15 protein-coding genes are annotated in these 23,345 nt (G+C 68.3%); 10 read left to right on the top strand and 5 right to left on the bottom strand.

Annotated features, from left to right (window positions below; translation table 11 throughout):
* Window positions 1-32: 32 nt before the first annotated feature.
* The 5 genes from ADK54_RS17290 to ADK54_RS17265 form a co-directional block, all read right to left on the bottom strand.
* Entirely contained in the window at window positions 33-1,358 is a 1,326-nt protein-coding gene (locus ADK54_RS17290; protein WP_159047802.1) for a winged helix-turn-helix domain-containing protein, read from the bottom strand.
* Window positions 1,359-1,470: 112 nt separating this feature from the next.
* The gene (locus tag ADK54_RS17285; RefSeq protein ID WP_159047801.1) at window positions 1,471-3,987 is read right to left on the bottom strand and encodes a hypothetical protein; all 2,517 of its coding nucleotides are present in this window, start codon (window positions 3,985-3,987) and stop codon (window positions 1,471-1,473) included.
* 664 nt (window positions 3,988-4,651) lie between these two features.
* Entirely contained in the window at window positions 4,652-5,497 is an 846-nt protein-coding gene (locus ADK54_RS17280) for a hypothetical protein (RefSeq protein WP_053726539.1), read from the bottom strand.
* A 545-nt stretch (window positions 5,498-6,042) separates the two neighbouring features.
* Window positions 6,043-6,930 (bottom strand): hypothetical protein, encoded by an 888-nt coding sequence (locus tag ADK54_RS46030; RefSeq protein ID WP_159047800.1) that lies wholly within the window; start codon window positions 6,928-6,930, stop codon window positions 6,043-6,045.
* Window positions 6,923-7,828 carry a ParA family protein gene (locus ADK54_RS17265; protein WP_053726536.1) on the bottom strand — a complete coding sequence of 302 codons (906 nt, stop codon included), beginning with the start codon at window positions 7,826-7,828 and terminating at the stop codon, window positions 6,923-6,925. Before ADK54_RS17265 ends, ADK54_RS46030 begins: the two co-directional genes overlap by 8 nt.
* Window positions 7,829-9,516: 1,688 nt before the next feature.
* On the opposite strand from ADK54_RS17265, the gene ADK54_RS43465 reads away from it, so the two are divergent.
* From ADK54_RS43465 to ADK54_RS17220, 10 genes are all read left to right on the top strand, one after another.
* Window positions 9,517-10,938 carry a DUF2637 domain-containing protein gene (locus ADK54_RS43465; protein WP_234392112.1) on the top strand — a complete coding sequence of 474 codons (1,422 nt, stop codon included), beginning with the start codon at window positions 9,517-9,519 and terminating at the stop codon, window positions 10,936-10,938.
* 1,725 nt (window positions 10,939-12,663) lie between these two features.
* Complete coding sequence (locus tag ADK54_RS17255) at window positions 12,664-14,526, top strand: hypothetical protein (RefSeq protein WP_053726534.1); 1,863 nt, start codon at window positions 12,664-12,666, stop codon at window positions 14,524-14,526.
* A 358-nt stretch (window positions 14,527-14,884) separates the two neighbouring features.
* Window positions 14,885-15,829 carry a conjugal transfer protein gene (locus ADK54_RS17250; RefSeq protein WP_234392115.1) on the top strand — a complete coding sequence of 315 codons (945 nt, stop codon included), beginning with the start codon at window positions 14,885-14,887 and terminating at the stop codon, window positions 15,827-15,829.
* A gap of 93 nt (window positions 15,830-15,922) precedes the next feature.
* Entirely contained in the window at window positions 15,923-16,153 is a 231-nt protein-coding gene (locus ADK54_RS17245) for a hypothetical protein (protein ID WP_053726532.1), read from the top strand.
* 10 nt (window positions 16,154-16,163) lie between these two features.
* On the top strand, window positions 16,164-16,748 hold the full coding sequence (locus tag ADK54_RS17240; protein WP_053726531.1) for a hypothetical protein: 585 nt from the start codon (window positions 16,164-16,166) through the stop codon (window positions 16,746-16,748).
* The gene (locus ADK54_RS17235; protein WP_053726530.1) at window positions 16,748-17,572 is read left to right on the top strand and encodes a hypothetical protein; all 825 of its coding nucleotides are present in this window, start codon (window positions 16,748-16,750) and stop codon (window positions 17,570-17,572) included. Before ADK54_RS17240 ends, ADK54_RS17235 begins: the two co-directional genes overlap by 1 nt.
* The gene (locus ADK54_RS17230) at window positions 17,569-18,399 is read left to right on the top strand and encodes a hypothetical protein (protein WP_053726529.1); all 831 of its coding nucleotides are present in this window, start codon (window positions 17,569-17,571) and stop codon (window positions 18,397-18,399) included. The genes ADK54_RS17235 and ADK54_RS17230 overlap by 4 nt, the downstream gene beginning before the upstream one ends.
* A complete protein-coding gene (locus ADK54_RS17225) occupies window positions 18,396-20,996 on the top strand; it encodes an ATP-binding protein (protein WP_234392111.1) in 2,601 nt (866 codons plus the stop codon). Before ADK54_RS17230 ends, ADK54_RS17225 begins: the two co-directional genes overlap by 4 nt.
* A 56-nt stretch (window positions 20,997-21,052) precedes the next feature.
* Window positions 21,053-21,202, top strand: a complete 150-nt coding sequence (locus tag ADK54_RS46025) for a hypothetical protein (RefSeq protein WP_159047798.1) — start codon at window positions 21,053-21,055, stop codon at window positions 21,200-21,202.
* The gene (locus ADK54_RS17220; protein WP_053726528.1) at window positions 21,199-23,196 is read left to right on the top strand and encodes a hypothetical protein; all 1,998 of its coding nucleotides are present in this window, start codon (window positions 21,199-21,201) and stop codon (window positions 23,194-23,196) included. Before ADK54_RS46025 ends, ADK54_RS17220 begins: the two co-directional genes overlap by 4 nt.
* Window positions 23,197-23,345 lie beyond the last annotated feature (149 nt).

Genomic DNA, 23,345 nt, shown 5'->3' with positions numbered 1-23,345 from the left:
ACGTTTCATCTTCACCACGACGGCGGGTTGACTCATGCCGCCTGCGTCGGCGTGGGCTGGTTGGGCAGCGGGATTGCGCCGGGGGCGAGCCAGACGGGGCGGGCGGGGTCGGAGGTGTCCCAGCCGCGCCATCGTTCGTCGAGGAGTTCGCCGGTCGCGGGGTCGACGATGCCTTCGGGTACGAGGCGAGGCCTTGGTCGCGGTCTCCGGTAGCGCAGGGTGCGTTCGGTGAGCCAGCGCTGGAAGTTCGTACGTTCACGGGCGTGGCGGGCGCGCCGGCGCTCTCCCATCCCGGTGGTTCCGTGCTGCTCGGCAGCCTGGTCGAGGGCCCGGTCGTCGGGGTGGAGGCGTACGGGGCCGGCGAGTTCAGGGGCCAGGTAGTACAGGCCCTCGCGTTCACGGGCCAGACCGCTGGCCACGAGGTTCTTCAGATGTCGGCTGATGGTGGTGCGGTGCAGGGTGGTCGCCTGGCGCAGGGCAGCCGGGCTGAGTCCCTCGGTGGGGTCCAGGCAGGCCAGCAGGCGGGCGCCGCTGGTTCCGTGGGCACGGTGGTGGCAAGCATCGTGGGCCATCACGTCGGCGAGGGCGGCGGTGTCGGTGAACGTGTGCAGGTCCGGGACACTTTCCAGCTGCGGTGGTGGGTGGGGGGTCAGTGACTGTCCCGAATCTGCCCCCGCCAGGTATTCGCGGACAGCCGGGGGGACCTGCAGACGCCATCGGGTGCCATGGTTCTTTCCCCGGCCGACTGCTTCCTTGACGATCCAGCCGGCCTTCTCCAGTCGACCGTTGCTCTGCTCAGCAGTCGACCGTGCACAGCCCATGGCCTCGGCGAGTGGCCGCACGGCGATCGTGTGGTCCAGTCCGCCGGAGCGCTCGCACAACGTGAGGCGGGCGGCGAGGTTCTTGAGGTCGACTGCTCCCCCGCCGCGGGACCTCCAGGCGAGCGACTCGATGACGTGCCGGATCTCGACAACGTGTTCGGTGGCGTCCTCGCGGCCGGTGATCGTGCCGTGGGTGTCGGCGAACCGGCGGGCCTTGTCCAGCATCGCGGTGAGCTTGGTCTCGGCGTACTCGCCGCCTTTGCGTTCGCGGAGCTTGCGCGCCCACCATCCGCCCGGAGTCGGGGAGTAGAGGAGGGCCTCGTGGAAGTCGGCGGGCGTCCACTGCCGGCCAGGTTGGGAGCAGGCCAGCGCCAGGGCGGCCGTGAGCCGGTAGCCGGCCTCGGATTCGTTGTGTCCGGCGTAGCGGCCATGCACGTCACCTTCGAGAAGCAGGCGCTTGGAGCGGTCGGTGAGCGGACGCCGCTCCCACACCGGCACCGTGGCCCGCCGCGCCCGCCACACAGTCCGGGCGCTCATGACAGCTCCCCCGGTCGCGGTGGGGACACCACCGGCCGACGTCGCGCCCCGAGCCGCGGTCCAGGTGAGGCGAACCGTACGAAAACCTGGGGTTGCAGGGTGGCGGTCGGGTTCACGCTGCACTCACCGCCGCCCGGGGTACGTCAGCGGTGCGTTCCTCGGTCAGGGGCTGGGCAGCGAGTTCGGCACAGCGCCTTGCCCAGTCGGTGGGCACCGGCCGCTCGGGCTGGAGGCCGCGGGCGGCCCGCAGCTGCCGGGTCCGGTCGGCGAGCAGGAACTCCGCGGTGCGCAACCGCGCCTCCTCGGCCGCGCGTTCGGCGGCCGCGACGGCCGCCGGCGGGGTCGGATAGCGGTGCTGCGAGCGCATCGTGGCCGCGTAGGCCTGGTCGGCCTCGGCCGTGGCCTGGCCCGACCGCATCAGCCGGTCGCGCAGGCCCTGGAGGCGCTGGTTCCGGAGCTCGTCCAGCCTCCAACGCGCCGCGAACAGCAGCACCACTTCCTCCGGGGATTCACTGCGCAGCGGTGCCAGGTGCTGTTCCAGCAGCACCTGGGTGTTGGCCGTGCACCGGGCGGTGACCTCGGCGACCTCGGCCGGGTCGGTGAGATCGGAGCGGGCCATCACCGCGAGATCGACCGTCTCGGCCAGCAGCCGCTCCACCGTGCGGCGTTGGGTACACGGCAGGCACCGGCCGCCCGCGTCGGGAGTCCCGCAGTCCGCACACGGCTGCCGACGGCGCTCCTCCTCGGCAACGGCCTGCTCAGCCCGCCGCTGCTCGAGGGCCCGGGCACGGGCCTGCTGCTCGGCCAGGGCCTCCTCATGCCGCACGACCCGGAGCTCGGCTTCGCGCCTCACGGCGGTGTTCAACCGCTGCTCGACCTCGGCCTGCAGGACCTGCGGTGTGGCGCCGGCCATGTCGCGGGCCGCTTGGGCCCACATGCTCGCGCGCTGTCCCCGCCGGTCCCCGATCAAGCTCTGGCAACTGGGGCAGCCGGCGCCGGTGTCCATCCGCCAGCCCTCGTCGCACAGCTCGGACCAGCACCACGCCCGCTGGACCAGCCCCCGGCCGAGGATCCACCCCACCGGATCGGTCACCGGTCGCCCCATCTGCTCCCCGAGCCGCCGCCCCAGGCGGTCAGCGAGCACGCGTTCGGCCTCCTGCGGGCCCAGGACCCCACGCACCACGCCGAGTTGGACCCGCACGGCCGCCGCGACATGCCGCCGGGCGGCCGAGCGGGTGATCCGCTCCCACACCGACCGCACCGGTGCGAGCACCAACGCCAGATCCTCCGGCACCGAGGCCGGCTTGACGAACATCACCTGCCCGGCCTGCGGCGCGGAGCGCTTTGAGAAATGACGCCCCGTCACCTCAGCTGACCCCGGAGCCGTTTCCTTGCGCTTTTCCCCGCGTAGCGGGCCGCCCAGCACCCGCTCCCCCGCAGCCGAAGCTTCCTCGCTGCGGTCCGTCCGGTCCTCGCGGGCACCCGCGCGCTCCGGCAGACCACAGGACCCAGGAGCGGCTTCGCCGGAAAACCCAACAGAGAGCGAGAGAGACCCATCTACATCAGCCAACGGAGCGTGGGAGGCGTGGTGCACGACACCGGAAGACACTTCGGAACCCTCACCTGACGGGGAGCATTCCCCCAGGTCAGGGAATGTTTCGAGGCCCTTCGAGTCGAGCGCGGGCAGTGACTGATCCCTGAGTGCACCAACCTCGTCGACGGAAACGCCCACATCAACGACGTCGAAAGCCTCCTGGACCCACCCGTCGCCTTCGAGGACGAGCTCAGAGCCGACCTCCGTCTCAGCCCCGGACATCCCGCACCTGGCACAACCCGGCTCGCTACCAGGTACCTCGCCTGCATCCCCGGGCACGGCAGGCGACTCGGCCTCCGCGCCACGTCCGTGAGCATCGGCGACTGCGGGAATCGACAACCGCTCGCCGGAACATCCCCCAGGAGAAGACGCTTTGAACTCGACCAGGCCCTCGGCGATCAGGTCATCCAGCACCAGCTCGGCGTCCTCGACCCCGCAGCCCAGGAGGTGACCGATCGTCGCGGCAGCTCGTCGGTGCCCGCTCTTGACGGCACCGCCGTCCAACCTCACCCGCCCGTTCGGGCGGGCCTTCAACGCCAACTGCAGCAGCGCCAACCGGGCCGTCGCCGCGCCCCTCCCCCGCCGGCCGCCCAGCAGACCGGGTGGCGTCGGCGCCTTGTCCACCGGAGCCCACCCAGGGGCGAACAGCCGCTCGCAGAAACGCAGCAGCGTCGCCGCCTCCGCCTTGTCCAGGACCAGCGGACCGCCCCGGACACCGAGCGCCGCCGTCAGCGGCAGCAGTTCCCACTCCAGCCCATCGACGTATCCCTGCGAGTCCTGTGTCACCTCGGTGCTCACTGCACCCGCCCCACGCAGCCCCGGCAGCACACTCCGCAGGACGTAGGACTTGTTAAAGCCCAGCCACCGGGCCATCTCTCCCGCCCGGAGCGCCAACTTCGAGGAACCCACAGAAGCCTTCACGAGCAGCACCACCACAGCCAGCCGCTCGGCATCGGGACGGCCGCGGACACCAGGGTCACCGAGGAGCGCATCCAGCGCGGACTGGAATCGCGCGCGCATCGTGTCGCTCAGCACCAACGGGTCATCAGGTCCCTTAGGCGGGACCGGACCGGCCTGGTCAATCACCCGCCCCTGACGGGCAAGACGCCTCAGAGACATGCCGGCAACCTTGGAACGAGCCACTCGGCCAGCCGATTTTGGCATGACTGAGCCAGCCCTCGTACGGATAGCGATGATCTGCTCCATAATCGAGGAGGGAAGGGAACTCCGTCACCGCGGTCCGATTGGCTAGGGCAAGCACGATAAACGGACCCGGCGACACCGGAACTCAGCTGGCTATCTGGCTGACCGACACCCCCTCCATGCAGTGCGCACGGCCCGGGATCACTAGTCCCGGGCTCGTCGCGCTTCGAGTCACTCTGCAGCAGGAGTCCTGTGGAAAAGATCCGGTCGTCGCGGAGACAGGGAGTCCTTCACTGCGACACGGCATGCGCCCGTGTGCCCTGGTGGGAAGCCGTCGTGTCACGGCTTCCCACCAGGACACACGGGCGCAGAGAACGGACGAAGCAGGCTTGGGGCGCAGTTCGTCCGCAGGTGGTAGCCGTGTGAATCTGGGATTTCCCGGGGGTGCGTGCATACTGGGGGTGTCCTTACGATCCCGCGTCGGCATATCCGACTCGGCTGTCAACGGCGGTCCCAGATACTCCAGGGGCCGCCGTTGTCTGTTGGATGGGGCAGGTCACCCCACTGCTGGTGAGGCGTCGAGGAAGGGATCTGAGGTGTTGTGTGCCCAGGCGCCGACCGGGAGGCGGATGACGGGTTGATCGTTGAGGTCGTCGATCAGCCACTTCGCCGCGTCGCCCGTTGTATGCGTCACCACTGCGACATTTGGAGTGGCCCACACGCTGGTGTGGATGCTCAGCTCCGGGTGTGTGAGGGCCTGACGTACGGCCTGCAGAGCGGCCGAAACCCATGTGGCGAACCCCTGATGCAGCCCAGTAGTTGTGAAGGTGGTCTGCGACCAGGCGACACCATCGAGGGATGCAGCGGCTTTGAGCACGATGACGTCGTGAGTGCTCAGGCGATGGAGGTCGGTCAGATCGGCAGCGGCGAGGCGGTGCAGGAGTGACAGAGGTGTGCCAGCTGCGCGGGAGACGATGCGGGTGTCCTCGTCGAAGTCCCGCGTGGCGTAGCGGATTTCGAACGGGTGAGGGAGCGCAGCCGCCCATGACCCGACCGGGAGTTTGACCACCGTGCGGTCGGAAGTACGTGCGGCGTACGCAGCAGCGTCCTGCGGCGTGTGCGTGGAGACGGCTCCCTCTTTACTGGCCCATACCACGGTGTCCGGGTTTGTCTCAGGCGAGGTGAGCGCGTCACGAACGGTGTTGAGCGCGAGCTTCTGCCAAAGTGCTGTCTGCCGCGAGTCCTTGGGGTCGCGACGTTCACCGGGCCAGACGACTCGGTCCAGGAACGCGTAGCTCCGGATCACGATTACGTCTTCGCCCTCAAGCGCCGACCCGTCTACGAGACCCTCGTTGATAGCTCCGGACACCCAGCGGGTGTTGACGTCGGCAGCTGTGGCCACGCGATGTGGGGTGTGGCCAAACCGTGCGTCTGTAGGACTCGACATCGAGGGGCTCCTTCCTGAGTTCGCCGCGGCGTGCTCTCGATCCGTACGAGGCCGGTCCGAGAATCACACCGTCGCGAGGAATGTTACGCCGTATCAACCTCGGTGCGCGCCAAGGGCGTCAGTTGGGCGTTTCGCGCGTTTCGCTCCCTCAATCGGTCGCTGATCTCTTCACGTCGTATCAAAAAATCTGTGTGGAGTGGAAGAGAGGATGCCTTTCGGAGCAGAGCCAGACCAGACTCAGGCAGTACGGTGCAACGGGTAGAGCAGCACACAGCGAGCCGCACGGGACGTGAAGATGTGCATGCCTATGTAGATGGGCAGCTAGATGGTGAGCTACCTACGTAGCTGCCTATCTACATGCCTACGTACCTACTGATGTAGCTACTTGGCTACCTACCGGGATCCCTATGTGTGCTGATCAGCGGCATGCGAAGAAACAGTGGTGCCCCCCTGAACAGCTCAGGGGGGCACCAGGCGGATAGGGCGGTGGGGCTTTGGGCCTACTCCTCGTCGTTCTCCGGCCAGATGAGGGGGCCGTCCTCCTCGAGCTCGTCCAGGAGACGCTGGACCGCGGCTGAGAACACGTGGACAGCGGTGCGCCCGCGACCTGCCGATTTCATGTCCATCGGCATGGACAGGACGAGCGCCGCCATATCCGGCCCGACGCGATAGGTGGACTGCTTGCCGGTCGTTCCGACTCGTCCCGATCGGACGTACGCGGCCGCCAGCGCCACCTGCTCCTCGATGGTTCCCGGCAAGTGCCTTCTGAGCGCGGCGTCGACGTAGACAGCCTGAGTCATCCGTTTACCTGTTGTGGCCGAATCGGCGACCATGCGCTTCGTCAGGACCTGCGCCATGCCCTTGGTGAGGCGAATGGGCACTGACGACCAAGCCCGCGTCCCGAGCATCAAGTCGAGCGTGCTCTCGGTCCAGGAGTGAGCCACAGCTCGGTGCGCGTCGCTCGGCTCAGGCGCACCTCCTTGCTTCCGCTTTCGCGGGCTCGCCTTCTTCTCAGCTTCCAGCGGTTGGGCCTCGGCGGGCGGATCGTCCTTTGTGTCTGCGTCGTTGGTGGGTGGCTTCGAGGCATCCTTACTGCCCGCCACGTCTGGCGGTGCGACTTCGACGACCTGCGGCGCTGCCGGCGCCGGGTCGCTCACCTCTTCCGTAGGGACGGGCTGAGCAGGTGAACCAACGGTGGACTCTGCCTGCGGCTGGGGGGATGCGTCCAGTTGAGCAGGCACCGGCGCCGGCTCGCTCTGCTGGCCGAAGATGGAGTAGCCGACTACATCGTCGGCCCCAGCGAACGCAGGGTTGTTCAATAGATTGCCGCTGAGTGGCGCTGCCCTCTTCTTTGCCCGGGAGGGCCTGGACGGCTTGTCGTCAGGCATTCGTTACGGCTCCCTCGGCATCGTCAACGTCGAGGAACTCGGCTCGCGGCGCTGGGAGCTTCCATTGATCTCCGGGCGTGGAGAGGCGCCTGAGGATCTCCTCTGCGAGAGCCGTGTACGAACGAGCCACAACGCCTCCGGCGGTGATGACCGCTGGAACACCAGTGCCATAGGCCTTCGAGATGAGGCGGTTGCGTCGGACCTCTGCCTCGAACGGCAGTAGGTTTCCCTGGAGCATCATGTTGCGGACGTCCGCGTCCTCGCGGGTCTCGGCTGTGGGCGGGTTCGCCCGGTTAAGAAGTGCGCCAAGGAATACGGGACGCCCCTCTCGCTTCCCGAGGGCCTCGACTGCGGAGCGGAGGACACGAGCGCCCTTGACCGTCGCGTACTCCGGGTTGCAGAGGGTGATTACGGCATCAGCTGCTTGCAGGCCGACCAGGTTCAGACTGGATACGGCGGGGGGCGTGTCAATGACGGCGATGTCGTACTCAGCGGCCGCGCTCTCCAGAAGCTTCCGGAGGATGTAGGTGTCGACGTCCTTCGACTGAACGAAGGTGTCCTGCGCGCGAGTCATCGTGTGCTCGAGTGACGCAAGAACCGCGAGCTTGCCGGCTCCGTCGAAGGGCTCAATCATGTCGGAAACGTCGTGGACGTGAGGGAGGATGTCGGGGTCATCTACTCCCTGAAGCACGGACTGCATGATCCAGCCGAGCGAATGCGCGACGTCAGGCCCTCGGGGGGCGAGGGTGACGCCAAGAGCAGTGCCCGCCTGAGCCTGAGGCTCCAGGTCCACCACCAGGACGCGCTTCCCCGCCATGGCGAGCCGGGCTCCCAGGTTTACGGTCGTTGTCGTCTTGCCCACGCCGCCTTTTTGCGTAGCGACGGCCAAAACCCACATATGGATCTCCCTATTGTCCTTACGATCGCGCACATCCTACGACGTAACGACGTTCGTTGGGTTGAGGCGCTCGGAGTGGCGCGTAACGTCCGAGTTGTCCCTCTCAGGGTTGTCACGTGGTAACAGCTTCCAGGAGAAGGCTTGGTACGTGTCCGTGTCTCTTCATCACCACTTGGGGGGAGTTCACGGCGACCCGGTGAGCCAGGAGACTCCTGCGAGGTGGCAGCCGCGTGATCGCGGCTGTGGAGAGTGGTGGGTCAGAGAGCTTGCAGCGTCGTGGAGTTACATCAGCGTTGGCGACCCACCTGGGACCAGTAGCTTCCCGTGCGAGTGGGGAGCGTGTGGAACCAGTGTGTGATAGCTGAGCGCCTTCTTGACTTAGTAGCAGACGAAAGCGCGCGATGGCGCACGCTCCGACCGACATGCACAAGCGGAGCGTGAACAGCAGCAACTAAAAGGACAGTCAAGGATGAACCTACGCCGTGAGTGGATGGGCAGCACAACAGTAGCCATGAGGGAGGAGTTATTCGTGCATGTGATGAACAGATACGCGTGAACACCAAGTCGCACAGCGTCGACTACGTCGCGTTATGCGGGAACGCATCTTACGGCACAGGAGTGTTGACGGCATCGATCAGACAAACTCATGCATCCACCATCAGAGAGGTAGAGGAGAACTAGACGCGTCAGGCAACCGACAAGGCGCCAAAGAGAGCACCACAAGGCGGAGAGAAGCACATGAGTGACAACGTGAGCACATCACCAAGCATCGACCGAGAAGACCGATAGCAGACACGAAACATGTCCTCGTGAGACGCGGCACAACCAACAACACAGATGACGCGAGCACAGAACAGCGTGACGGCAGGCGTGACATGTGGAAGCAGCAGCATGCGCGCTACACGGGTTCGCTAGCGGGCAGGCGCGCCAATCAACAGTGCAGCACGTACATGCACACATCGACAGGCAGAAAGCCCTTCACATTCGCGCGTACCAGCCTAGCTGCCTAGTCGCGTACCTGCGTAGCTGGGTAAATAGGTAGCTAGGTAGAAACCTACTCAGCTAGCTATTAGCCAAGCTACGTAGCTACCTACGTACATACTTGGCTACCTATAAAGCTAGCTATCTTCATGCCTACATCGATAGCTACCTTCCCGGCTACTGTCATACCTAGGTCGGTACCTACTGGGGTACCTATGTATGCAGGTGGATGGGCAAGTGGGCGCCGCAGAGGCACCTTGCAGCATGCCCCCGAGAAGTCGCGAAGAACGCGCACTCAAGCAGGCGGAATCTCGCCACAACGTAGGCGCGTCACACTGTCGCACCCCAGGAGCAAGAGAGTGGGGCGTGGAGCCGAGTAGATGGGCAGGCCGCCTGAACTGGACGGAGGGTCCCCTGGTGATGGTGGTGGCGGGCGGAGGTGGGTACACCGGGTACCCGGTTCGCCGCAGCGCGGGTGGGGGAGCACTCAGGGGCTCATTGCAGGAGCCTCCTCGATGTCGAACTTTGAGCGACCGGAACTCAAGTGTCTCGAAGAGACATGCCGCCACGCTCATCGATTTCCTCTCCAGGGATCGATCACATCGACCATCTGGGCGATTCACTCACGTGGGCGGTACGGCACTTGTGGACTCTGTCCACAAGTGGTTCATGACACGCTTCCCAGATTCGGAGCAAAGGAGTGGGAAGTGGAGCGCAGCGCAGGGCTCATCAGCCTGAACCGAACCCAGCGCGGCCTGATAGCCGTGGTTGTCTCAGGAGCCGTGGTCATCGCTGCCGTCGGATTCGCAGGCTCGTACACGGCAGTTCGGGAACTTGCGATCCGGAAGGGTTTTGGCTCCTTCGCCGCGGTCTTCCCGATCGGCGTGGACGCCGGCATCGGCGTGCTCCTGGCATTGGATCTCCTGCTGACGTGGCTCCGCATCCCGTTCCCGATGCTGCGCCAAGCGGCCTGGCTCCTTACCGCGGCGACGATTGGCTTCAACGCCGCGGCTGCTTGGCCGGACCCCGTAGGTGTCGGCATGCACGGCGTGATCCCTGTTCTCTTCGTGGTGACGGTGGAGGCGGCCCGGCATGCCGTCGGTCGGCTGGCGGCAATCACTGCGGACCGGCACATGGAAGGCGTCCGGCTCTGGCGGTGGCTGCTAGCCCCCGTGCCTACCTTCAGGCTCTGGCGCCGGATGAGGCTCTGGGAGATCCGGACGTACGACGACGTGATCCAGGCCGAGCAACAGCGACTCGTCTACCAGGCTCGACTGCGAGGTCGCCATGGGCGTCGCTGGCGTTGGAAGGCCCCGATTGAAGAACTGCTGCCCCTGCGGATCGCACGCTACGGCGTGCCGCTTGAGGCATCAAGTCATAGGGAGCACCGCGAACCGGAAGAGGGCGCGAAACGCTCGACCGAAGTGGAGAAGCACTCCGTGCCCGACGGAACTGACCGCCTCCATCTCGCAACAGGGACCGAGCATGCAGGTGGCGCCGAACAGGAAGACCCGTCTGTGGATGAGTCGCTCGTTGTCCTGGGCGAGGTACTTCACGATGATCGGTCGCGAGACGAGGTAGACGAGTCCGGCGCCGACCAGCACGAGGAAGGTCCGCTCCGAGTCGAAGTCCTCGAAGCCGAAAGCATGTCAGAGCGGGACGCGTTGACATCTTCTGCTGCTTCTTCTCGGCGGGGTGCAAGCACCGAGCCGGGTCCAGGTGGGAGCCCGCCAACTCCTGGAAACTTGCCGGGTGATGAGGTGCTGGGTGGAGATTCAGGCGACGGCGCGACTACAGGGGGAGCGGACTCGGATCCCATCGTCCCCAACTCAGTCGAGGAGGCTCCACGCACGACTGGGAATCGCGTACCTGACATCAAAGATAAGGGGGCGGCTGGAAGCGCTGAGCGTGCCGAGCACGAGTCTGCTGTCAGGGGGCTGCAGTCGAATGCGGCTGCGGTGCGGTACGCGATGAGCACCCTGGGCTCCACGCACACTCCGACCGTGGTGAAATGGCTCGCTGCTCACGGTCGTGAGGTGAATCGCGGGCAGGTGCATCGGATCACGAGGGACGAGGAGGAGCGACAGCAACGAGCTCACCACTCCACGGTAGTGAAGGGCGCGTCGTAGGCACGGTGTTCATTTCGAGGATCTTGGGACAGGACCGTAGCCCGGAGGGATACGGTGGCGACTCCGGACTCATCTCTTGGAGGGTGGCGACCCAAGAGACGAGGGGAGGCATGACGGGCAACAGCGCGCCAGCGACCGAATGGACAGGCGGATGAGGTCCGTAATAAGCCTGCGCGGGCGAGCGGTGGCTTGCTGCTCTGGAGGTAGCTCCCGCTGTGGCGATCTGCGGGACGCCGATGTTCTGGCTGTTGTAGGGCAGTACTGGGCCTTCGCCATGTCCAGGTCCGGCACGTTGCGATACCGGCTGGCTGTCTCGGCCGGTATCGCAGTAGACGTCTCGTGGGCAGGAGCTTGGTCTGGCGCTCATCGTATTCTGACCGGCTGCTGCTACTCCTGGTCGCTGCGATGCTGGTGCCGGCCTGCGGCGGGCTGACGTACCGGTTCGGAGCCGCACACTGAGTACGGGTCATCCGAGGGGACATGGCCTCCGGCCCTCATCGAGCGCGCCGCGGATCCGGACGGAGCCATTTGTTCGAGTAGTTTCGATTCTTCGTCAGGACGGATCCTAAGCGGAGGTGGCTTGGGACTGGGTTTGGCGGTGGACGCATGGTGTCCGGCCACGCCAAGGGATTTCGGTAGCGTCCGAGCTACTTCGGCGGGTAGTCCAGTGTCGCAGAGAGAGCTCAACAGCACGGCCCTTCCGGGATGTTCGCCGGGCAGGCCACGTGCGGTGGGAAGAGACCAGTCGATTGCGGGTACCCCGGGTACCCTCTCCGCAGATCGTCGCCGGCCATTAGTCGGGGCTTCGTGCCAGCTGGCGAGTTGCCGGGCTGTGCGCCCTCTTTCCCTGCGAGCGCAGGTTTCTCCGGCTCTGTGTCTCTTCCTTGGCATTCTGCACTGTGCAGGAACGACACCCTCAACGGGGGAAGAACCACCCTGCCCTGGTGCCGAGAGCTCATCCGTGATTCCTGCTGACCAGGCCGCCGCCGCGTATCCCGGGCTGCGTTGGGCGCATCTGCACTCCGTCGGGAGCCTATCCGCTCGCCACGGTGACACTCGATGCCCACGTGACTGCCCGCTACGCATGGAGCAGCTACGAGGTGCACGTCACCGTTGGGCAGGAAGAGCACCTCAACCGTGAAGACGCGGCGGACTGTTCGCTATCCCAGCAGGTCCGAGCATTCGCGACTCTCTTGCCACCGACGTCCAAGACGTCGAAACATGGGGCCACGTCGAGTGGGAGGTGCACGACCGTCGCCCCGAAGCGATCTTCCCTGCCGCGGTGAACGCGGCGACAGCTGACCGGAGTGTTCCCCGGCCCGCCAGTGCGGTTCTGGCCACGGTGGCGAAGGCCCTGGACTACGCCATGGTCGCGACCGAGCATGCACGACCGCGTGCCGCGGAGGCCGCCCAGGAGAAGCAGCGGGAGCGCGAGCGGCCCGAGGGCACGAGCAGGCATTACTGGATGAGGTTGAGGCGGGCTCAACTCCGCCGTCCTGGGGGCAGTCGGAGGGTTGGCGTAGCTGCTGACCAGCCTGGGGTCGGCCCGTGGCCGCTCGCTCCGCGTTGTCAACACGGCTGTTGTGTTGTGCAGTTCAGCGAAATGCGCAGCCAAGGTCTGGCGGACTCTGTCCACAGGCCGATCTTCCTACGTTCGCTCCTGATCGTTCTTCCGCATGCGCGCGGGAGTCGGGAGGGAGTTGAGGGTGGAAGGGGTAGTGGGCCGTGGCGCAGACCAAGTTCGACAAGCAGCTTGAGGAAGGCCTGGAGCAGGGTGTCATGGTCTTCGGGCGGTTCGTCAGCGGAGCTCCGCTGGACGGTGAGCCGCGGGGCCCGGGCAGTCTGCCGCGGTGGGGGATTGCGCTGCTGAGGCTGGTGTTCCTGGCTTGGGCTGGCTGGGCTGCGTGGATGTGGTGGTGGGTGAAGGACCACGACCGCGTGATCTGGGTGTCGGTCATCGCTGCGGTGGTAGCTGTCCCGGTTGTGGTCGTGGCGGTGATCCGTGGCCGTGGCCGGCGGCAGCACATGCGGGCTTTGGTGATTCCGATGTCCCTGGCGCTCAAGGAGCTGCTCTCCGGGTGGGATGACCAGCAGAGGTTGCGCGCCCTTACCGTCCCGATTGACCGGTCGTTCGTCGCGGTCCGGTTGCCTGATGGGTGGCACGACCCGGGCGGGTTCAAGGACCAGATGCGTGAGTTGGTTCAAGACCGGATGGGCGGACTGTGGTCGGGGGAGTGGAACCTCAAGAACCACCCCTTCAATGTTGTGTTCACTCCGCAGAAGCCGAAGCCGAAGCTGGAGCCGCCGGAGACGGTCGACTTCTTCAGTGACGAGGTACAGAAGGCGATCGCTGCGTGCGAGCCTGGGCAGTTGGTCCTCGGGCTGGACGAACGGCAGCGGCCGGTCGTCAAGGCAATGACCGGAGAGACAGCGATGTGGGCCCTGTCGGTGGGCTCCGGTGGTGGTAAGTCCTCGTTCCTCCAGATGATCATCACGCAGCTGGTGCGGCAGCGGGCCACCGTTATCGGCATCGACGTGAAGATGGCGTCCATCAACTGCTTCGAAGGCGTTGAGGGTGTCCACCTCTACACCGACCCGGGAAATATCGGGGACATGCGGTCGGCGATCTCCTGGGTGGCCCGGGAGGTGGAGGCCCGGAACTATGTGAAGAAGGGGAATCCGCGCAAGGACTTCGACCGGCTGACCCTCATTCTTGAAGAGGGCAATGAATTCGGGGACGCCTCGAAGGAGTGGTGGAACGAGAACAAGGAGAAGGGCGAGCCGGCCAGCGATCCCATCTGGGGTGACATTGCCTCGATCATGCGCATGGGGCGGCACGTCAACGTCACGATCATCGGCGTGTTCCAGGACCTGCGGGAGGCCGCGGTCGGCAGCCGGGGCCTGCGCAACATGTTCCGGATGATCTTGATGGGCAACTACAACGCGAACCAGTGGAAAATGATTGTCAACACCACTCCGGTTCCGGAGTCCGTCGACCGGGCCGGCCGCATGATGATCATCGAGGGGAACCGGCGGGTCTGGATCCAGGTTCCGTACGCAGACCCGGACGCATTCCGCGAGCACAGCATGGGGTTGCGTACCGAGTTCGGGTACAGCACCGAGGACTTGTACGGGGCTCCGCCCGGGCGCAGTCCGCAGCGGCTGCCGTCCCTGCTGCAGAAGTCAACGCCCCTGTTCCAGAGGGACACCACCTCGGAAAGGCAGGCTGTACCCGCAGGTCAGGACGGCGATACGGAGCAGTCCCCGCTGGTGAACATGGTCAAGGACGCGCCAGTGGAGCCGGGGAGCAGCGATGGCTCAGGCGCGGTTGACGAGGCGGTGGCCGAGGTGGAGTTGTTGCCGCTGGCGGAGATCTCCCGTCGGCTGGCCGTCGAGGGGATCGAGGTCAGTGCCGAGTTGATGCGCCAGCACAAGCGGCGGCGGAAGAACTTCCCAGCCGGCCACGTCGTGAACGACAAGGAGTTGTTCGCCCTGGCGGACCTCGCCGAGTACTACCAGCCCGACGAGCCGGTCCCGGCAGAGCAGGACGGCCCGGACGAGAGTGAGCAGGAGGCTGACGACGAGTAGAGCCACGCAGCACGGCCCCGGTCACGGCTGACTGGACTGCCGCATAGGCACCTCAGGGGGCCACGGGACATTCCCGTGGCCCTCTGTTTGTCATGCCCGCCAGGCGCGGCTGGTGCGGCGGGCCGCATTCGCCGGAACTTATCCACAGGCAGGGGCTCCTACGTTTTCCGTGTGAGCTTTCCGCGAAAGGCGTAAGGCCGTATGACGATCCGTCATGCCCTTTTGTGCGGAGGCCGGTTATTGAGAATTGGCCGAGGAGTACGGGATGAGCGCGCTGCGGAAGATGCTGAATCTTCCACCGAAAGAGCCCAAGGGCGGTGATGACGGAAACACCGCTGAAACGGACTCCTCGGTGGATGTGCCCTTGACGAAGGAAGGGGAGGAGAAGCCGGCGCGGACGCCGGCAGCGATCGGCTGGGCGGAAGAGGAGGAGTCCTCGGGGCGGTCGGCGGCCCGGCGGGCTGGCCGGGTGGCGATCTGGCTGGTGATCGGACTGGCCGCGTTCACCGGGGTCAGGACGTGGATCTTCCCCGCCAAGCCGCCTGCCCCCGTGGAGAAGGCGGACCCGCAGGCCGAGGCGAAGAAGAACGACGTTCCCGAGGCCGAGGCTCAGGAGGTCGCGGCCCGGTTCGCCCGGGCGTACATGACCTGGAACGCGCAGGACCCCGACACCCGGGCCAAGGAGCTCGGGGCGGACCTCGCCAAGGGCACCGACCCGAAACTCGGATGGAACGGCGCCGGCGTCCAGCTGGTCGCGCAGACCATCCCCGGCACGGTCACCCAGGTCGGCGGCAAGCGGGCACGCGTGCGTGTCGACGTCCGGGTGAGCACTGTCACCAACAACGGCAAAGGCCAGCAGACCGCAACGAGTTGGCGTGGCCTGGAGGTGCCGGTCGCCCAGGGCGAGGGCCGCGTCGTGGTCACCGGGCAGCCCGCGATCGTCGGCATGCCGACCGCCGCCGGCTACACGGCGCCCGCCGCCCCCGAAGCCGACCTCCAGCTCTCGGGCCAGACCCGGGACACCGTCCGGGACTTCCTCAAGGCCTGGGCCGCGGGCAGCGCGGACCAAGCCGCCGCGCCCGGCGCCGACATCCAGCCGCTCGGCGCGGGCCTGGCGCTCGACTCGCTGGACTCCTGGGCCGTGGACGCCGGCGGCGGCGACAAGCGCGTCGGCACGGCGTCCGTGCGCTGGCAGCTCGGCGGCGCCCAACTGCAGCAGACGTACCAGATCACCCTCATCAAGGTCTCGGCCAGCAGCGCGAGCCGCTGGCAGGTCGCGGCGGTCACCGCGAAGACCGCCTAGCCGGCCCCGCCCCATCTTTTCCGGGCCGCTGCCATGGGCCCGCCGCCCGGGCGGCTCTTCACCATCCCCACCAACCCAAGGAGTGGATCCCCCATGGGCGGAGACAACGCGCTCGTTACCTGGATCTTGGCCGTCGTCGGCTCCCTGTTCGCCGCTGTGCTCGCCGTTCGCGCCTTCGGGCACTGGTTCAAAAAGGAGTGGGGCGCGCTGATCAGCCACATCGTCGGCGGCGCCGTCGTCGCCGTCATGATCTTCACGCCGACCCTGGCCGTGACCATCCTCAAGAGCGTGGGCGCCAAGATCGCCTCGGTCTTCACGGGCTGAGGCGGCGGCGATGCGAACCAGTAACACCTACAGCCGGCACTGGGACCTGGAGACCCGCCAGCACGAACTGCTCGGGTGGGACCTGGGCGAGGGCCTGCCGCGGACCACGCTGAAATACGGCGCGGTGCTGTTCCCCCTGTGGTGGGGCACCTGGCTGATGCTCTTCGGGTTTCCCCTGCGGCCGCTGGTGCCTTTGTTCCTGCTGCCGCCGCTGTTCCTCACCTACTACGGGGCGAAACGTTCCACCGCCTACTGGCGGCGCACCAACCTCCTGGTCTGGGGGGTGCGGCTGAACTACCTCAACCACGGAGTGCGCCCGGTCATCGGCCGCGGCCGCATCCCCGCCCCCAAGGCCGGCCTGCGGCTGCGCACCCAGCGCCTGGCCGAACGCGCCCCGCAACTGGCCGAGATGCCGGCCTTCTCCTCCTTGTTCACCACCAGCGACGACACCCCGGACGCGGCGGAGTCCTGCGGCAAGCCGGCCCAACTGCGGCCCCGCCTGCGGATGTACGGGCCCGATGCCGTGGCCAGGGCCCGCGCCAAGACCGCCAAGCGGCGCCGCACCGCCCGGCACGCACCGAAGGACTCCCACTGATGACGACACAGACCTCCATCCCGGTCCAGGCACTGCGCAACGCCGTGCGCCTGAGCGACCGGCACACCCTGGCCGCCCTGGACACCGCAACCGCGCCGCTGCTCGGCCTCGCCGACGGCGACCGGCCACTCACACTGCCCGCGGGCGTCGAGCACACGCTGGTCGCCGCCGGAGCCGGCGGAGGCACCACCACCCTGCTGCGCACGCTCACCGCGCAGGCCCTGGCCCTGGGCGCCAGCGTCGACCTGATCGACCCGGGCGGCGCCGGCCACCGCTGGGCCCGTGACCTGCCCGGGGTGCGCTACCTGTCGAGGATCGCGGAGATCCACGACCACCTGCAGATCAACGTCGCCGCCCTGCAGGACGGCACCGGACGCTGGGACGGCAGCTGGAGCGGACGCCGTGTCCTGGTCGTCGAGCACCTGGGAACCGTCGCGTACGGGCTGCGCGAGTACTGGAGTCAGACCCGGCCCGAGAGCCAGCTGGAAGAGGCGCCCGGCGTCGAGGCGCTCGGCGTCCTCCTCGCAGCCGGCCCCGCGTTCGGCATCCAGGTCTTCGCCGGTAACCCGCGCGTCGGCCTGCCAGGACTGGGCGCGGTGCCGGTCGCCGACGTGTTCCCCACCCGCGTGCTGGCCTACGCCGGCGCCGCGCTGTGGCAGCGCGTCGCCCCCGAGGTCTGGTCGGTCCCGCCGTACTCCCTTGTTCCCGGCCGCATGCACGTGGTCGCCGACCGGTCGGCCACCGCGTTCCAGGCGCTCTACCTCAGCGACGCCGAGGCCCGCGCGTTCGCCCGCGGCGTCATCCCGAGGGGAGAGGGGCGATGAACACCACCAGCCCCTCCTGGTCCGACGGCGCGACGCGGCTTCCGCCCAAGACCGTGCATCTGCGCACGGGCTGGGGCTGGCGCGCGGCCTCCCGCGAGCACCCTCTGATCGGCCTGGACGCCGACCGCGCACCCGTGCCTCTCACCCCGGCCGACGGGCACCTCCTCCTGGTCGCCCCCGGCGGGCACGGCGCCACCGACCTGCTGCGCACCCTCGGCGCGCAGGCCCTGGCCGGCGGGCAGCGCGTCGACATCCTCGACGTCCACCACCGGGCACACTCCTGGGCGCGCGGCCTGGACGGCGTGCGGCTGGTCGAGGACCCGGAGCGGCTGCACCGCCACCTGCTCGGTCTCGCACATCAAGCCCGCAGCCGAGCCGGCGCCGGCGTTCCGGGCGCCCGGCGCCTGGTCCTGGTGGAGAACGACGGCACCACCCAGGCGCTGCTGCGTTCTTCGGCCGACCCCCGCCCCAACGGCACGGCCCTCGACGCGCTCACCGCCGTCCTCGCCCACGGCCGGCTCGCCGGCATACAAGTCGTCTTCGCCTGCCGGGAGTTGCCGCCGCCCCTGCGCCACATCGGGCGTGACTTGTTCACGACCCGACTGCTGGCCGAACCCGCCGCCTGTACCTGGCAGTGGACGGGCCCGCCAGGCGCTGCCGCGCCCGCCTGCCACAGCTCCCGCCCGGGCCTGTGGCACCACCTGAGCCCGGCCGGCCTGCGGCTGGTGCAGGCCGCCCACATCAGCGACACCGACGCCGCCGCCCTCTCCCGTCCTGCCCCAGCCCCGTCCCGGGCTGCCGGCCCCACTAAGGAGTCCCACCTGTGAGCACCACCACCAAGGCGGCAAAGAAGTCCGCCTCGAAGTTCGGCCGGCTGCTGGGCCTGGGCGCTGAACGCCTCATGCGGGAACCGCAGTTGGTGGCCATCGCCGACGGGCTGGTCGTCACCGACGTCGGCGCGGAGGCCTGGTTCACGCTGTCGGCCTCGAACACCGACTTGATGCCCGAGGACCGCCAGGACCTGGAGCAGGACGCGGCCGCCCTCGCGCTCGCCAAGGTCCTGCCGGGCTACGACTGCCACCTCAAAGTCATCTGGGCGCGCCTGGACGGCGAGGTCTACCGGGAAGAAGCCCGGCAGATCTTCACCGCCGGCGACGTCGAGGCGGTCGCCGCGATGTGGGCGCAGCGCCTGGACACCCTCGACCTGCCGCAGCGCCACATCCTGCTGGGCATACGGCTCGTCGAGCGTGACTCCGCGGCGAACGCCACCGTCAAGAACGGCATCGCGGGCGCGCTCGGCGTGGGCCACACCGGGCTGGAGGAGAGCGAACTCGCCCACCTCGACGGCCTGGCCCGCCGCATGGAGCGGCGCCTGGAAGCCACCCCCTGGCGTGCGCGGATCGCGCCGGCCGAGCTGCTGGCCTGGGCCGTCTCCCGCGAGAGCTTCCGCCCGCAGCCCGCCCCGCCCCATCTGCCCACCATCAGCGGCGCATCCCTGGTCCGTCTGACCCAGTCCAAGGCCATCCCGCACGCCGACCACGTACGCATGATGGACGCCCGCGGCGAGACGGCCGCCTGGGTCAGCGTGCTGGCGATGCCTGCCTTCCCCGAGGAACTCATCACCCCCGGCGAACAGGAGTGGCTGCGCTGCCTCTCCGAGATCAGCTACACCCATCCGGTCACCGGCGATGAGGCGTTGGTGTGCCCGGAGGCCTCGGTGCGGTTCTCGGTGTGGCAGAAGGGCGCCGCGATCAAGGCGGTCGACAAGCAGCGCCAGGCCGCCAAGGAGCAGCGCCGCTCGGCCGCTGAGGGCTCGGCCGGCGAGACGTTCGCGGAGACCGAGGAGACCGAGGCGGTCATGGAGGACCTGCGCCGGAAGATGTCGCGCGACGGCATGACCCTGCTGGAGGACCACCCGCGGATCCTCGTCTCCTCCACCGAGTCCCTCGAGGACCTCCGTGCCCGGTGCGACGCGGTCACCTCCCACTACGCGGGCCTGTCCATCGACGTCACGGTCGCCTCCGAGGAGCAGCGCGAACTGTGGTTGGAGGCGCAGATCGGCGACATGCTCCGGGTCCTGGACCTCGGCCACATCCGCACGACCGACGCGCTGGCGGCCTCGATGTTCTGGGGCGGCAGCGAGGCCGGCGACGACGAAGGCCCCATCGCCGGGCTGCTCACCGGCACCACGCCCGGCGTGTGCCGTATCGACATCACCGCCGGCTCGGCCCGCGGCGACGCGACGACGACCGCCTTCGTCGGCCGAAGCGGCCGAGGCAAGACGACGAGCATGATGCTCGCCACGCTCATCGCCGGCCTCAAGGGCGCCTTTTCCCTGATGCTGGGCTTCAAGGGCGACGAAGGGGGACTGATCAAGGCGGGGGAGTACCTCGGCCTCCCCTCCCATCACGTCACCTGCGGTGTCGACACCCCTGCCGTGGCCGACGTGTTCGCCCTGCTGCCCAAGGGCGACGCCGCCCTGCAGGTCGTCAGCCAGCTGCTGATCATCCTGCCGGAGCGGATGCGCGACGCCGGCGTGGAAACCCACCTGCTGCGCGCGTGCAACGCCATCGCCCAGCACGAGGACGCGGCGACCTGGCGGGTGATCGAACTGCTACAGAACAGCAGCGACCCGCTCGCCGCCGAGGCCGGCGAGGCACTCTCGGAGCTATCGCGTACCCAGCTCGGCGCGCCACTGCTCGGCCGGCCCCGCCCGGGCGCCTCGCCGCTGCGCCCCGAACCGGGCCTGTGGCTGGTCCAGGTGCCCGGCCTGACGATGCCGCAGGCCGGCACCCGGCCAGCCGAGATGACCATGACCGAACGCGTCTCCCTCGCCCTGATGCGGGGCCTGATCGCGTACGCCCTGAACACCTCGGCCCGCGCCGACCTGCGCAACCTCCCCAAAGTGGTGGCCATCCCGGAAGTGCATGTCCTGACCGGCACCGACGACGGCCGGCGGTTCGTCGACTACATCGCCCGCACCGGACGGGCGTTGGACACCTCCCTCGCGATCGACACCCAGGACCCGAAATCGCTCCTCGGCATGGACGGCGTCCTGGAAGCCATCACCACCGTGTGTGCGTTCGAGCAGAGCACCCGGCCCCAGCAGGACGCCATGGCCGAACTGCTGCGCCTGCCCGTCTCCGACAACACCCGCGCCCTGATCCACGGCGTCGGCAAGGACGCACACGGCGACATCCGGCACGGCCACTGCATCGTGCGGGACCGCCGCGACCGCGTAGCCACCATGCAGTGGGACGCCCCCTCCTACGAGCTGCTGCGGGCGCTGTCCACCAACCCCAAGGACCAGGCCGAAGACCGTGCGGCCGGCCTCCAGGACGCCGTACCCGAAGGAGAGTTCACCGCCGGTGATCCGGCGGACTCTGTCCACAACCCGCCCGAGGAAGAGTCGGAGGCCGCATGACCCCCACCCGGAGCGGGCCGGCACAGGCCGCCTGCGAGCCAAGGAGGCAGCCCGCCGTGACCCCACGACAGTGCACGCGCACTCCGAGCACGGTCGCCGTCTGCGCGGCCCCCGGCTCCCCCGGCCGCCGCGGCAGCCATCCCACCGGCGCCCGCCACGCTCTCGCCGGGCGCCCGGTGGCCGATGTACTGGAGCGGACGGAATGAAGCATCTGCTGAAACGATTCTGCTGCGCGGTGATACGGCTCTGGCAGGCCCGGCCGCGACTGCGCACCCTGATGATCCCCACGGCCGGGATCCTGGCCACCCTGGGCGTGCTCGCGCCGGCCGCGGCCGCCGACGGCCCGGACGACTACAAGCCGGGCGGGATCGGCGACATGATGCCGAGCCCGTTCAAACCGCCGGGCCAGGGCACGCTGTTCGAGTCCTACAGCCCCGAGGTCTACCAGCTCGACAAGCAACTCTCGTCCAAGCTGACCGGCGGCGACCTGATCGACGGCTGGCTGCACGGGCTCGGGAACATGCTGATGCAGGTCCTGACTCTGATCGGCCGTGCCGCCGTGGTCGTGGTGGGCTGGTGCTTCAACGTGGTGTCCCTGCCCGAGATCGAAACCTCGATCTCGAAGGCGATCGGCGCCGCGGCCGGCCCGATGCTGACCACGTTCCTGCCGACCGCGGTCGCCGTCGGCGGATTCATGGCCTGGGCCAAAAAATCCGAGTCCTCACCGTTCGGACAGCTGGCCTGGGTCGCAGCCTCCGCCGCGATCGCCACGACCTTCCTCGTCGCCCCGTCGACCTGGGTCAAGGGAGTCGACAACGGGCGCCAGTTGGGAGCCTCCGTCGCGATGACGACGATCGGCTCCGGCCTGTCGGGCAGCAGCGACGCCGCGATGCCGTTCAAGACCCCAGAACCTGCCTGGTCGGCCAGCGAGAAGGACAACACCGTCCGCAGGGCCGCCGACGCGGTGTGGCGCACCTATGTGGCAACTCCCTGGTGCATCGCGGATCTTGGATCGGTCAAGGCCTGCCAGAAGTGGGGAAATGAGGTCGTCAAGCGCGGCACCGACATGAAGAAGCGCGAGGACTACCTCTCCAGCACCCTCACCAAAGAAGTCGTCGGCAGCGAGGCCGTGGACTGGCGCCAGGGACACACCCCGGGCGGACGGATCGGTGTCCTCATCGCGGGCATCGTCAGTTGCATCATCTTCTGTGCCCTCGTGATGGCCATGGCGTTCACGACCCTGGCCTCCTTGATCGGCGCGCTCATGCTGCTGGTCTGCGGCGTCGCGTTCGCGACCCTGTGGTGTATTCCCGGCAAGCCGCGGCAGTGGGGCGTGCAGTGGTTCGAGATGCTCCTGGGCTTGGTGATGGTCTCGTTCACGTCGACCATGCTGCTCGGTTCGGTCCTCGTGGTCAGTGTCGCGATGATGTCGCTGCTGCCGACCTACGGCTGGCTGATGGTCAGCGCCCTGAACATCTGCGCGGCGGTGATGGCCTGGAAGGTCAAGGGCCGCCTCGACGGCATCGTGAGCGCCGGCGGCGCGCAGATGGCCGGCCGCGGCATGCTCAACACCATCGGCCGGATGGCCTCCGCCCGCCGCCTGCGCAACGCCGTCGCCGGCGGCCGGGGCGCTGGGCGCTTCGGCGACATGGACCGGCGTCCCGCTCCCGACCCCCGCGGGGGCCGCCCGGGCAGCGGTGACGGCAGCGTGAGCGGATCGCCGAGCACGGGCGACGTCCGCAGCCGGCCCAGCCGCACGATCCCGGCGCCCCCCAACTATCCGCCCCCCGCAGGCCTTCCCAGTGGGGGAGGCGGCGGACCGACGCGCCCCACCGGTCCCGCCGGTGCCGGACCCGGCGCCCCCGGCGGCCGGCGTACCCGCCCCGGCACCGGCCCCCGCCCCGGGCCGCGCCGGCCCACAACCCCCGGACGCACCGGCTCGTCCGGAACGACCGCGGGCGGATACACCGTGCGGCCAGGCGCGCCCCGGCCCTCCGGGCCCCCGCCGGCCAGCCCTTCCGGCGGCAGCGGACGTGTCATCCAGGGCACCGTCATCAACCGGCCGGCCAACCCGGCCGGAGCACGGTTTCGCACCTACCCGCCGGCCTCAACCCCGCGGCCGCCGCGTACGCCCGGCGGCGGTGCACTGCCGGCCAGCGGGACCCGCAACGGACCGCCCAGGCCGCGCGGGAGCTCCTGAGCCCGCCTGACACCAAACACCCCCGGTTCCACCCGCTCGACATCCCCCGGTGGTCCGGCCGCAGCCGCGGCCGGACCACCCGGGGGCCATCTCGCCATGCCCGCACACCCCTTTCTGCGCTGCCCCCTGTACGGAGCCCGCCGTGACGC

This window comes from Streptomyces sp. WM6378, from assembly GCF_001279695.1.
Lineage (GTDB): Bacteria > Actinomycetota > Actinomycetes > Streptomycetales > Streptomycetaceae > Streptomyces.
Note: the sequence above shows the minus strand (reverse complement) of the source record. Positions and strands in the feature narration are given on the sequence as shown.